12 protein-coding genes and 1 pseudogene are annotated in these 12396 nt (G+C 60.2%); 6 read left to right on the forward strand and 7 right to left on the reverse strand.

Annotated features, from left to right (window positions below):
• Nucleotides 1–26: 26 nt before the first annotated feature.
• On the forward strand, nucleotides 27–671 hold the full coding sequence (gene pyrE, locus KW846_RS01140) for an orotate phosphoribosyltransferase (RefSeq protein WP_007975175.1): 645 nt from the start codon (nucleotides 27–29) through the stop codon (nucleotides 669–671).
• Between the two features lie 186 nt (nucleotides 672–857).
• Here the strand turns inward: pyrE and argB are convergent, their stop codons facing one another.
• From argB to coaBC, 4 genes and pseudogenes are all read right to left on the reverse strand, one after another.
• Nucleotides 858–1763, reverse strand: coding sequence for an acetylglutamate kinase (gene argB / locus KW846_RS01145; protein WP_015097366.1), 906 nt, complete (start codon nucleotides 1761–1763; stop codon nucleotides 858–860).
• Nucleotides 1764–1780: 17 nt separating this feature from the next.
• Nucleotides 1781–3157: pseudogene (locus KW846_RS01150) on the reverse strand (phosphomannomutase/phosphoglucomutase); the annotation flags it as partial.
• 261 nt (nucleotides 3158–3418) lie between these two features.
• The gene (dut, locus tag KW846_RS01155) at nucleotides 3419–3874 is read right to left on the reverse strand and encodes a dUTP diphosphatase (RefSeq protein WP_007975171.1); all 456 of its coding nucleotides are present in this window, start codon (nucleotides 3872–3874) and stop codon (nucleotides 3419–3421) included.
• Between the two features lie 5 nt (nucleotides 3875–3879).
• Nucleotides 3880–5088 carry a bifunctional phosphopantothenoylcysteine decarboxylase/phosphopantothenate--cysteine ligase CoaBC gene (gene coaBC / locus KW846_RS01160; RefSeq protein WP_102700099.1) on the reverse strand — a complete coding sequence of 403 codons (1209 nt, stop codon included), beginning with the start codon at nucleotides 5086–5088 and terminating at the stop codon, nucleotides 3880–3882.
• 135 nt (nucleotides 5089–5223) lie between these two features.
• Between coaBC and radC the strand changes: the two genes are divergently transcribed.
• The gene (gene radC, locus KW846_RS01165) at nucleotides 5224–5898 is read left to right on the forward strand and encodes a DNA repair protein RadC (protein WP_218481068.1); all 675 of its coding nucleotides are present in this window, start codon (nucleotides 5224–5226) and stop codon (nucleotides 5896–5898) included.
• A gap of 134 nt (nucleotides 5899–6032) precedes the next feature.
• Here radC and KW846_RS01170 read toward each other — a convergent pair whose 3' ends face one another.
• The gene (locus KW846_RS01170) at nucleotides 6033–7619 is read right to left on the reverse strand and encodes an ABC transporter substrate-binding protein (protein ID WP_218481069.1); all 1587 of its coding nucleotides are present in this window, start codon (nucleotides 7617–7619) and stop codon (nucleotides 6033–6035) included.
• A gap of 446 nt (nucleotides 7620–8065) precedes the next feature.
• On the opposite strand from KW846_RS01170, the gene rpmB reads away from it, so the two are divergent.
• A complete protein-coding gene (gene rpmB, locus KW846_RS01175) occupies nucleotides 8066–8299 on the forward strand; it encodes a 50S ribosomal protein L28 (RefSeq protein WP_007975166.1) in 234 nt (77 codons plus the stop codon).
• An 11-nt stretch (nucleotides 8300–8310) separates the two neighbouring features.
• Nucleotides 8311–8466, forward strand: a complete 156-nt coding sequence (gene rpmG / locus KW846_RS01180; RefSeq protein WP_003177274.1) for a 50S ribosomal protein L33 — start codon at nucleotides 8311–8313, stop codon at nucleotides 8464–8466.
• A gap of 95 nt (nucleotides 8467–8561) precedes the next feature.
• Here the strand turns inward: rpmG and KW846_RS01185 are convergent, their stop codons facing one another.
• Nucleotides 8562–8780 carry a peptidase inhibitor gene (locus KW846_RS01185; protein ID WP_218481070.1) on the reverse strand — a complete coding sequence of 73 codons (219 nt, stop codon included), beginning with the start codon at nucleotides 8778–8780 and terminating at the stop codon, nucleotides 8562–8564.
• 166 nt (nucleotides 8781–8946) lie between these two features.
• Nucleotides 8947–9309, reverse strand: coding sequence for a cupin domain-containing protein (locus KW846_RS01190; protein WP_218481071.1), 363 nt, complete (start codon nucleotides 9307–9309; stop codon nucleotides 8947–8949).
• 235 nt (nucleotides 9310–9544) lie between these two features.
• Here KW846_RS01190 and KW846_RS01195 point away from each other — a divergent pair, with 235 nt between their 5' ends.
• Together KW846_RS01195 and KW846_RS01200 are read left to right on the forward strand one after the other, a co-directional pair.
• Nucleotides 9545–11038, forward strand: a complete 1494-nt coding sequence (locus tag KW846_RS01195) for an aldehyde dehydrogenase (RefSeq protein ID WP_007975163.1) — start codon at nucleotides 9545–9547, stop codon at nucleotides 11036–11038.
• Between the two features lie 192 nt (nucleotides 11039–11230).
• Entirely contained in the window at nucleotides 11231–12373 is a 1143-nt protein-coding gene (locus KW846_RS01200) for an MFS transporter (protein WP_218481072.1), read from the forward strand.
• The last annotated feature ends 23 nt before the right edge of the window (nucleotides 12374–12396 follow it).

The raw sequence follows: 12396 nt of genomic DNA on the forward strand, positions 1-12396 counted from the left end.
TAAATCCGTGGTATTTGGGGTTTTTCATGCAAGCGTATCAGCGCGATTTCATCCGTTTTGCCATCGATCGCGGCGTTTTGCGCTTCGGTGAGTTCACCCTGAAGTCCGGGCGCACCAGTCCTTACTTCTTCAATGCGGGGCTGTTCAACTCGGGTTCGGCCCTGGCGCAGCTGGGTCGTTTCTACGCCGCTGCCATTGCCGAAAGCGGCATTGCGTTCGACGTGCTGTTTGGCCCGGCCTACAAAGGCATCCCGTTGGCGGCGACTACGGCCGTGGCCTTGGCCGAGCATCACAACCGTGACCTGCCATGGTGCTTCAACCGCAAGGAAGCCAAGGCCCACGGCGAAGGCGGCAGCCTGGTCGGCGCACCTTTGACCGGCGAAGTGCTGATCATCGACGACGTGATCACCGCCGGTACAGCCATCCGTGAAGTGATGCAGATCATCGCTTCCCAGGACGGCGCCAAGGCCGCCGGCGTGTTGATTGCCCTGAACCGTCAGGAGCGCGGCAATGGTGAGTTGTCGGCGATCCAGGAAGTCGAGCGTGACTTCGGCATCCCTGTCATCAGCATCGTTTCGCTGAACCAGGTGCTGGAATTCCTGGCGGATGATCCGCAGCTCAAGCAGCACCTGCCAGCCGTCGAAGCCTACCGCGCCCAGTTCGGCGTATAACGGCAAACCCCTGTAGGAGCTGCCGCAGGCTGCGATCTTTTTAAAGGCAAAATCAAAAGATCGCAGCCTGCGGCAGCTCCTACAGGGTCCATTGCCACAATAGGTGAAATCCCACAGAGGGGATTGCAGGCAAAAAAAGACCCCGCTCAGCCAGGCCGAGCGGGGTCTTTTTGTTTGCGTTATCGCTTAGGGACGCTTGCGATTGCTGATCAGGGTGCCCACGCCGGTATCGGTGAAGATTTCCAGCAGGATCGCGTTCGGCACACGACCGTCGATGATCAGCGAGCTGCCCACGCCGCCCTGGACCGCTTCCAGTGCGCAGCGGATCTTCGGCAGCATGCCGCCGTAGATGGTGCCGTCGGCGATCAGTTCGTCGACCTGTTGAGTCGTCAGACCGGTCAGGACCTTGCCCGACTTGTCCATCAGGCCGGCGATGTTGGTCAGCAGCATCAGCTTCTCGGCTTTCAACGCTTCGGCGACTTTACCGGCCACCAGGTCAGCGTTGATGTTGTACGACTCACCGTTGGCGCCGACACCGATTGGCGCGATCACCGGAATGAAATCGCCCTTGACCAGCAGGTTCAGCAGATCGGTATTGATCCCGACCACTTCGCCCACATGGCCGATGTCGATGATTTCCGGGGTGGTCATCTCCGGGGTCTGGCGGGTGACGGTGAGCTTCTTCGCACGAATCAGCTCGGCGTCTTTACCGGTCAGGCCGATGGCGCTGCCACCGTGGCGGTTGATCAGGTTGACGATGTCCTTGTTGACCTGGCCGCCGAGGACCATTTCCACCACGTCCATGGTCGCGGCGTCGGTGACGCGCATGCCGTCGACGAAATGACTCTCGATCGACAGGCGCTTGAGCAGGTCACCGATTTGCGGGCCGCCGCCGTGAACCACCACCGGGTTGATGCCCACGGCCTTCATCAGCACGATGTCGCGGGCGAAGCCGGTTTTCAGCTCCTCGCTTTCCATCGCGTTGCCGCCGTATTTGATCACCAGTGTCTTGCCGACGTATCGGCGGATATAAGGCAACGCTTCGGACAGGACCTTGGCGGTGTTGGCGGCGGCTTCGCGTTCGAGGGTCATTCAGGGCTCCGGGTGAATCAGAACGGTAGTTGGAGATCAGGTGCAACGCGCTTCAACTGGACTTTGAAAACGTCCTTGATGCGCTGCAATTCAGCCTCGTCATCGGCCTCGAAACGCAGCACCAGCACCGGTGTGGTGTTGGATGCGCGTACCAGGCCCCAGCCTTTGGCATAGTCGACTCGCACGCCGTCAATGGTGGTCAGGTCGGCGCCTGCGCCCCACTGTGCGTCGTGCAGTGCATCAATGATGCTGAATTTGCTCTCTTCGGTCACATGGATATTGATTTCTGGCGTAGAAATATCGTTCGGGAAGGTTGCGAACAGCTCCTCCGCCGAGGATTTTTCCTTGCTGAGGATCTCCAGCAACCGCGCGGCGCTGTAGATGCCGTCGTCGAAACCGAACCAGCGCTCCTTGAAGAAGATGTGCCCGCTCATTTCGCCGGCCAGCAAGGCGCCGGATTGTTTCATTTTCTTTTTGATCAACGAGTGACCGGTTTTCCACATTAACGACCGGCCGCCGTATTCCTTGATCAGCGGAATCAGGCGACGGGTGCATTTGACGTCGAAGATGATCTCGGCACCCGGGTTGCGCGCCACGACGTCTCGGGCGAACAACATCAGCAGGCGGTCCGGGTAGACGATGCTGCCAGTGTTGGTCACCACGCCGACGCGGTCGCCGTCGCCGTCGAAGGCCAGGCCGATGTCGGCGTTGGTTTCCTTGACCTTGGCGATCAGGTCGACGAGGTTTTCAGGCTTGCCCGGGTCCGGGTGGTGGTTCGGGAAGTTGCCGTCGACTTCGCAGAACAGCGGGATGACTTCGCAGTTCAGCGCTTCGATCAGCTGCGGGGCAATCACGCCGGCCGCGCCGTTGCCGCAGTCGACAACCACTTTCAGGCGACGGGCCAGCTTGATGTCCTGGACGATTTCGGTGGTGTAGCGCTCGAGGATTTCGACCCGGGTGATGGTGCCCTGGCCGCTGCTCAGGTCATTGGTCTTGAGGCGGTCGTGCAGGGCCTGGATCTGTTCGTTGGCCAGGGTGTCGCCGGCAATGACGATCTTGAAGCCGTTGTAGTTCGATGGGTTGTGGCTGCCGGTGAGCATCACACCGGATTTGCCGGCCAGCACGTTGGCGGCGTAGTACAGCGCCGGCGTCGGGACCAGGCCGACATCGCTGACGTGGCAGCCGCTGTCGGCGATGCCTTTGATCAATTGCGCGACCAGCTCCGGACCGGACAAGCGACCGTCGCGACCGACGGACACATTTGGCTCGCCCTGGGCCAGGCTTTGGGAGCCGACGGCGCGGCCAATCCAGTAAGCGGTCTCGGCGTTCAGGAATTCCGGGACGGTGCCACGGATGTCGTAGGCGCGGAAGATGCTGTCAGGGAACTTGGGTGCAATTTTGGCCGGGGTGTTCATCTGTGGAAATGCTCCATCTCGAAAGTGGCTGGACAGGCCGCCGAGTCATTCGGCGACAGGTTCAAACTGAAGGGTATGACGGCGTTTTCCACAGAGAGTTCGTGGTGTGAAAGGGCCATGACGCCCCTGATGGCAAGGGTTTGGTCGGGCAATGCCTTGATTTTCGGTACTAAACGTTGCAGATGACAATTTGAATTTTGTGGCGAGGGAGCAAGCTCTCCTCGCCACGATGAGTCTCTATCAACGGGTACCGGTATGGCCGAAACCGCCAGTGCCGCGCTCGGTTTCAACAAACTCTTCAACCATCTCGAAGTGAGCCTGCACCACCGGCACCAGCACCAGTTGCGCCAAGCGCTCACCGACCGGCATGGTGAATTCGGTCTGGCCACGGTTCCAGCAGGAGACCATCAGCGGGCCCTGGTAGTCGGAATCGATCAGACCGACCAGATTGCCCAGCACGATGCCGTGCTTATGGCCCATCCCCGAGCGCGGCAGAATCAGCGCCGCCAGGTTCGGGTCACCGATGTAGACCGACAGGCCGGTAGGGATCAGCACGGTTTCACCCGGCTTGATCACGGTGTCCTGCTCCAGCATGGCGCGCAGGTCGAGGCCGGCGGAGCCCGGTGTGGCGTATTGCGGCAGCGGGAATTCGGTACCGATGCGGGGGTCAAGGATCTTGGCTTGCAAAGCGTGCATGTAAATTAAACCTGGTTCAGACGTTCGGCGATAAAAGTGATCAGCTGGCGAGCAATCTTGCTCTTGCTGGTCTGGGCGAAAAGTGTGGCGTGAAGCTCGCGATCGATGACGCTGCAGGCGTTTTCTTCGCTGTTGAAGCCAATGCTCGGGTTGGCGACGTCGTTGGCGACGATCAAATCGAGGTTCTTGTCTTTCAACTTGCGCGCAGCGTAATCGAGCAGGTGTTCGGTCTCGGCGGCGAAGCCGACACTGAACGGGCGGTCGGGGCGGGTGGCGATGGTGGCCAGGATGTCCGGGTTACGCACCATCTGTAGCAACAAGCCGTCGCCGTTCGTAGGATCTTTCTTGAGTTTCTGTGGGGCGACGACTTCCGGCCGGTAGTCCGCGACAGCTGCCGAGGCGATGAACAGGTCGCAAGGGATGGCTGCTTCGCAGGCGGCGAGCATGTCGCGGGCACTGACCACGTCGATGCGGGTGACGCGATCCGGGGTCGGCAAGTGCACCGGGCCGGTGATCAGGGTCACGCGGGCACCGGCTTCCACGGCGGCTTCGGCCAGGGCAAAGCCCATTTTTCCGGAGCTGTGGTTGGTGATGTAGCGCACCGGGTCGATGTTTTCCTGGGTCGGGCCGGCGGTGATCAGTACGTGCTTGCCGGTCAGGGCCTGACGCTGGAAGCAGTCTGCCGCGCACTGGGCCAGTTCAAGGGCTTCGAGCATGCGCCCCAGGCCGACGTCGCCGCAGGCCTGGCTGCCGGAGGCCGGACCGAAGACCTTGATGTCGCGGCTCTCGAGGGTTTGCAGGTTGGCCTGGGTCGCCGGATCGCGCCACATGGCCTGGTTCATGGCCGGGGCAACGGCGACCACCGCATCGGTGGCCAGCACCAGCGTGGTCAGCAGGTCATCGGCAATGCCTTGGGCCAGGCGGGCAATCAGATCCGCCGTGGCGGGGGCGATCAGCACCAGGTCGGCCCATTTCGCCAGTTCGATGTGGCCCATGGCCGCTTCGGCCGCCGGGTCCAGCAGGTCCAGATGGACCGGGTGCCCGGACAGGGCCTGCATGGTCAACGGGGTGATGAACTCTGCGCCGCCACGGGTCATGACCACGCGCACTTCGGCGCCCTGGTCGATCAGGCGGCGAACCAGGTCGGCGCTCTTGTAGGCAGCGATACCGCCGCCGACGCCCAGAACAATGCGTTTCCGATACAGCCGCTGCATAGGCCTGCCTTTCAATTCGTTGGTGACATACGTGGCGAAACCCCCTCCCCAGGGTGAATTCGCACGCAAAAAAGATGGGCTACGATATCACAGCGACCGCTACGGAACAGCGGCGCCCACAGACAGGGAGGTGTTATGAGTATTCGCGATTGGCCGGCGGCGGAGCGGCCGCGGGAGAGGTTGCTTGAACAGGGCTCGAGAAGCCTTTCGGACGCCGAGTTGCTGGCGATATTTTTACGGACAGGCGTGGTCGGTAAAAGCGCCGTGGATTTGGCACGACACCTGTTGAATCAGTTTGGCAGCCTGCGTTTGCTGCTTGAGGCCGATCAGGAAGCGTTCAGCAAGCAGTTGGGGCTGGGGCCGGCGAAATTCGCACAGTTGCAGGCTGCGCAAGAAATGAGCAGGCGCCACCTGGCCGAGCGGGCGCGTCAGAAACCGGCACTTGAGAGTCCGCAAGCGGTTCGCGACTACCTGAAATCAATGCTGCGCCACGAGCCACACGAGGTGTTTGGTTGCCTGTTTCTTGATTCCAGGCATCAGGTACTGGCGTTTGAGACGCTGTTTCGCGGCTCCATCGACAACACCAGCGTTCATCCGCGAGAGGTGGTCAAGCGCGCCTTGGCCAACAACGCAGCGGCATTGATCCTGTGTCATAACCATCCTTCGGGCAACAGTACCCCCAGTCAGTCCGACCGGGTGCTGACCAAGCGTCTGCAAGAGGCGCTGGAATTGATTGATGTGCGGGTGCTCGACCATTTCATCATTGGCGATGGCGATCCGCTGTCGATGGCTGAGTATGGGTGGATGTAGGCGGGGGGGGGCTGGCGCAATCCATGTGGGAGCGAGCCTGCTCGCGAAAGCAATCTGTCAGTAGACATTGATATCGACTGACACGACGCCTTCGCGAGCAGGCTCGCTCCCACAGGGTTTTGTGTCGGGGCGGATTATTTGAGGTTGACCTTGGAGTAATCCTGCCGCCCGAACGGGCTGACCGAATACCCCTCGACATCCTTGCGCGTCAGTGCGAAGGCCGTCGGGTGGGCCAGGGGCAACCACAGCGCCTGTTGCTGGATCTGCGTCTGCGCCTGTTCGTAGAGCTTGGTACGCACGCCTTGTTCGCCGGTGGTCTTGCCGGCGCTGATCAACTTGTCCAGGTCCGCATTGCAATAACGGGCGAAGTTGGTGCCGGACTTGACCGCGGCGCAGGAAAACTGCGGCGTGAGGAAGTTGTCCGGGTCGCCGTTGTCACCGGCCCAGCCCATGAACAGCAAGTCGTGTTCACCGGCCTTGGCGCGGCGGATCAACTCGCCCCATTCGATCACGCGGATTTCGGCCTGAATACCGATTTCCGCCAGGTCGGACTGCAACAGTTGAGCGCCGAGACTCGGGTTGGGGTTGAGGAGGCTGCCGGAAGGGCGGGTCCAGATGGTGGTCTGGAAGCCTTCCTTGAGCCCGGCTTTGGCCATCAGCGCCTTGGCCTTTTCGACGTCATGCGGATACCCCGGAAGGTTTTTCGCATAGCTCCAGGTGTTCGGCGGATACGGACCATTGGCCGCTTCGGCGGTGTCTTCGAACACGGCTTTGATGTAATTGGCCTTGTCGAAGGCAAGGTTGATGGCCTGACGCACTTCTGGCTTGTCCAGCGGTGGATGCTGGCTGTTGATGCCGACGAAAGCGGTCATGAACGCGTCAGTTTTTTCGACTTTCAGGGTCGGCTCTTTCAACGCTTCCTGTACGTCCAGGGGCTTGGGCGACAGGGCGATCTGGCATTCATTGCGACGCAATTTCTGCAGGCGGACGTTGGCGTCCGGTGTGATGGCAAAGATCAGCGGATCGACAGAGGGTTTGCCGGCGAAGTAGTCGGGGTTGGCTTTATAGCGAACCGAAGCATCCTTCTGGAAGCGCGTGAATACGAACGGCCCCGTCCCGATCGGCTGGCTGTTGAGTTTTTCAGGTGTGCCGGCCTTCATCAGCTTGTCGGCGTACTCGGCCGAATAGATCGAGGCGAAGCCCATGCTCAGGGTCGCCAGGAAGGTCGAATCCGCGTGGTCGAGGGTGAAGCGCACGGTCTGTGGATCGAGGGCGTCGATTTTCTTGATCAGCGCCGGCAACTGCATCGATTGCGCATGCGGGAAGCCGCTCTGGGCGACTTTGTGCCACGCATTGGCCGGGTCGAGCATGCGGTCGAAGCTGAAAATCACGTCTTCGGCGTTCAGGTCGCGTGTTGGGGTGAAGTACTCGGTGCGATGGAATTTTACCTGTGGGTGCAATTTGAAGACATAGATCAGGCCGTCGGGGCTGACTTCCCAGCTGTCGGCTAGACTGGCGACCACTTTGCCGCTGGCTGTGTCGAAATCCACCAGGCGATTCATCAGTACGTCGGCCGAAGCGTTGGTGGTGGTCAACGAGTTGTACTGCACCACATCGAACCCTTCAGGGCTGGCCTCGGTGCAGACGCTCAGGGCGGCGGCAAAGGCTTGTGGGCTCAGCAGAAGCGGGGCGAGCAATAGCGGTAGGGCAGCGAGGCGCATGGTCGGCTTCCTTTACAGATCGAAGGCCCATCTGCAAGTGCAGTCTGGAAAAGCCTTACCCTAGTGGGCTCTTTTGCAAATGACTATCCCCTTTTTCATTTTGAGAGGACTATAGGCGACTGATTTTGCTGTGCAGCGGTTGAGAAACCCCCTTGGTTGGTCCAATGCCCGATTCTCTGCGACGAGCGGTCGCCATCGGCGATAGCCTTTGTCCAAAGCGCTCGGAGCCTGGAAAACGGGGATTTTGTGAATTCAACGCACACTGAATGTTGTTGCTCTCCAGTCTTTCTGGTATAAAGCAGCGCTCTTTTCTAGGGGCCCGGTTCCTTCACTGTAGGTGTAGCCGGTAAGACCTCTAAAGAAACGCGGCGCCTGGCGCCAAATGACTGAGAGATTAAGCGGCCAACCCATGCCGGGTTGGGCATGTGGTTTTAGAGGGCTGAGGCATGTCTAGAGTATGTCAAGTTACCGGTAAGGGTCCGGTAACCGGGAATAACATTTCCCACGCAAACAACAAAACCCGTCGTCGTTTCCTGCCGAACCTGCAGCATCACCGCTTCTGGGTTGAAGAAGAGAAACGTTTTGTGCGTCTGCGCGTATCTGCCAAAGGCATGCGTATCATCGACAAGCGTGGCATCACTGTCGTGCTGGCCGAACTTCGCCGCGATGGCAAGGTTTAAGGGAGCTAATCATGCGTGAATTGATTCGTTTGATTTCGAGCGCCGGTACTGGTCACTTCTACACTACCGACAAGAACAAGCGTACTACCCCGGACAAAATCGAGATCAAGAAATATGATCCGGTTGTTCGCAAGCACGTGATCTACAAAGAAGGCAAAATCAAGTAATTGATTTTTCTCTCTTACGAAAAAGGCCCGTATCGCGAGATACGGGCCTTTTTTGTTGCGCGTGAATCAGGTTGTTTCGTCAGCGTCGAAACGGATCAGCCACAGTTGAGGCTGACGATTATCCTGTCGGCATTGGTATGCAGGTTGATGCGTTGCGGGCGCAGGTCCCAGCTCGAAGGGTAGTTCGGTCCGGTGGCTCGCACTGGTGCGCCATTGGCCAGGGCGCGAACTTCTTCAAGCAGTTCCGGGGTGCATTTCTGGCCGATGGTGTATTGGGCGATGGCGAGATCGCATTGATCGGGTAAGACTGGCATGTTGCCTCCTTGCATGGCTGTTGGTTGGGCGCCCAAGTCGTCGGAGGCTGCACGTCCTGTGCGTTACCGGCCCGACAATGAAATACGGGGCACCTGTCAGCAAGTCTTACCCGGTGCCGCTGGCCGGGGCCAGCGGCAGAATGTCAGCGACTGTTTCGAGGTGGGCTCAAGCCTTCTGTTCAAACGCTACGTAGATCTTGCGGCACGGCTCCAGCACTTCCCAGGTGCCGCGAAAACCTGCCGGGATCACAAAGCGATCGCCTGCGCGCAGGGTCTTGGCATTGCCGTCGCTGTCACGCAGCACCGAAACTCCCTGTTGGATCTCGCAGTACTCGTGCTCGGTGAAATTCACCGTCCACTGTCCGACTTCACCTTCCCACACGCCAGCATTCAACTGACCGCAAGGGCTATTGTAGTGGTTGTACACCGCTTGTTCCGGGTCGCCCTTGAGCACTTTGGCCGGATCCGGGCGGTAGCGCTCGGCGGCGGTGGTGGCCTGGCTGAAGTCGACGACGTTGTGGATGTTCATTGTTGTTATCTCCCCGTGATTGCGGCGCGGTTGGTTGATGAGTCCAAAGTCTATGTTTATTAAAATGAACATCGCAAGGCCGTTTGCCGGCGTTATGTCAAATATATTGAAACTTCATGTGCGGCTGGTTTAGGGTGGTGGATGCCTTGGGCCGAAAAGCAGGCTGGCCGGGCAGAATTCCTGACAGCGCCCGCGAAGAACGCGGGTGTCGTATCAATAAGAGGAGGACACTCGCATGACCACCCTGACCCGTGCCGACTGGGAACAACGTGCCCGCGATCTGAAAATCGAAGGCCGCGCCTATATCAATGGCGAATACACCGACGCCGTTTCCGCCGAGACCTTCGAATGCATCAGCCCGGTCGATGGCCGTCTGCTGGGCAGGATTGCCAGCTGTGACGCCGCCGATGCCCAGCGCGCCGTGGAAAACGCCCGCGCCACGTTCAATTCCGGTGTCTGGTCGCGCCTGGCGCCGACCAAGCGCAAAGCCACCATGATCCGTTTCGCCGGCCTGCTCAAACAGCACGCCGAAGAGCTGGCGCTGCTTGAAACCCTGGACATGGGCAAGCCGATCAGCGACTCCCTGTACATCGACGTCCCTGGCGCGGCGCAAGCCCTGAGCTGGAGCGGCGAAGCCATCGACAAGATCTACGACGAAGTCGCCGCCACCCCGCACGATCAGTTGGGTCTGGTGACCCGTGAGCCGGTCGGCGTGGTCGGGGCCATCGTGCCGTGGAACTTCCCGCTGATGATGGCGTGCTGGAAACTGGGTCCGGCGCTGTCCACCGGTAACTCGGTGATCCTCAAGCCGTCGGAAAAATCGCCACTGACTGCCATCCGCATCGCTGCCCTGGCCGTCGAAGCCGGCATTCCGAAAGGCGTGCTGAACGTGCTGCCAGGTTACGGCCACACCGTCGGCAAGGCTCTGGCCCTGCACAATGATGTCGACACCCTGGTATTCACTGGCTCTACCAAAATCGCCAAGCAGTTGCTGATCTACTCCGGCGAGTCGAACATGAAGCGCGTCTGGCTCGAAGCCGGCGGCAAGAGCCCGAACATCGTATTCGCCGATGCGCCGAACCTGCAGGAAGCTGCCGAAGCCGCTGCTGGCGCCATCGCCTTCAACCAGGGCGAAGTCTGCACCGCCGGTTCGCGTCTGCTGGTGGAGCGTTCGATCAAGGATAAATTCCTGCCGCTGGTGATCGAGGCGCTGAAAACCTGGAAGCCGGGTAACCCGCTGGATCCAGAGACCAATGTTGGCGCGCTGGTCGATACCCAGCAGATGAACACCGTGTTGTCCTACATCGAGTCCGGCCATGCCGACGGCGCCAAGCTGGTGGCCGGTGGCAAACGTACCCTCCAGGAAACTGGCGGCACTTACGTTGAGCCGACGATTTTCGACGGTGTGAGCAATGCGATGAAAATCGCCCAGGAAGAAATCTTCGGCCCGGTACTGTCGGTTATCGCATTCGACAGCGCCGAAGAGGCCATCGCGATCGCCAACGACACGCCGTACGGCCTGGCCGCTGCGGTCTGGACTGCCGACATTTCCAAGGCTCACCTCACCGCCCGCGCACTGCGTGCTGGTAGCGTGTGGGTCAACCAGTACGATGGCGGCGACATGACCGCTCCGTTCGGTGGCTTCAAGCAGTCCGGCAACGGTCGCGACAAGTCCCTGCACGCGTTCGACAAGTACACCGAGCTGAAGGCGACCTGGATCAAGCTGTAAGCTCGTGAGGGAGGCCTGCCGGATAGCAGGCCTCCCGAACGACGCAGATCCCTTGTGGGAGCGGGCTTGCTCGCGAAGGCGGTGTATCAGCCAACATTGATGTTGGATGTGATGGCCTCTTCGCGAGCAAGCCCGCTCCCACATTTGTTTTGTGTGTCCTGCAGAAAAAATCAATCCACAGGAGCGTGGAACATGCGTTGGGCGACTTATTTCGCCGTATTGGCATCTGTCCTGAGTGTCGGCCTGGCCCTGGGCGTCAGCATGCCACTGGTGTCGTTTCGCCTGGAGAGCTGGGGCTACGGCTCGTTTGCCATTGGCGTGATGGCTGCGATGCCGGCCATCGGCGTCCTGTTGGGCGCGAAAATCTCCAGCCATCTGGCGGCGCGATTCGGTACCGCCAATCTGATGCGCCTGTGCCTGTGGGCCGGGGCGGTTTCGATCGGATTGCTGGCGTTGCTGCCGAGTTATCCGGTCTGGTTGGTGCTGCGGTTGATGATCGGGGTGATCCTGACCCTCGTATTCATCATCGGTGAAAGCTGGATCAATCAATTGGTGGTCGAGGAGTGGCGCGGGCGGCTGGTGGCGCTGTATGGCAGCAGCTATGCGCTGAGTCAGCTGGCAGGTCCGGTGTTGCTGGGCTTTCTCGGTACCGAACACGATTATGGCTTTTGGGTGGGTGTCGGTTTGCTGATGGCGGCTCCGTTCCTGTTGCTGGGCCGCAGTGGTGCACCGAGTAGCGAAGCCAGCAGCGTGACCTTGAGTGATTTGCTCGCTTTCTGTCGTGGCCTGCCGGCGATTGCCTGGGCGGTGTCGCTGTTCGCCGCGTTCGAGGCGATGATTCTGACCCTGTTGCCGGTTTATTGCCTGCGCCAGGGCTTCACCACGGAGATTGCCCTGGCGATGGTCAGTACGGTGGTGGTCGGCGATGCGGTGCTGCAATTGCCGATTGGTGCGTTGGCCGATCGCTTGTCGCGCCGGGCGTTGTTTACCGGCTGCGCCGTCGTCTTGCTGGTGTCTAGCCTGGCGATTCCGATGTTTATCGATACGCTGCTGATCTGGCCGCTGTGGGTCCTGTTTGGCGCCAGTGCCGGTGGCTTGTTCACCTTGTCGCTGATCCTGATCGGCGAGCGTTATCGCGACGATGCGCTGGTGCGGGCCAACGCGCACATCGCCCAGCTGTGGGGCATCGGTTGTCTGGTCGGGCCGTTGCTGGCGGGCGCCGGCAGCCAGTGGATCAGTGGCCATGCGTTGCCGTTGCTGATGGCGGTCGGGGCCTTGGGCGTGTTGATCGTGGTGTCGCGGCAGGGGGCGTTTGGTGCGGTGCAACCGGCTTAGCCGATATTACAAAATCTGTGGCG

Source organism: Pseudomonas sp. PDM32, assembly GCF_019219225.1.
Taxonomy (GTDB): Bacteria; Pseudomonadota; Gammaproteobacteria; order Pseudomonadales; family Pseudomonadaceae; genus Aquipseudomonas; species Aquipseudomonas laurylsulfatiphila.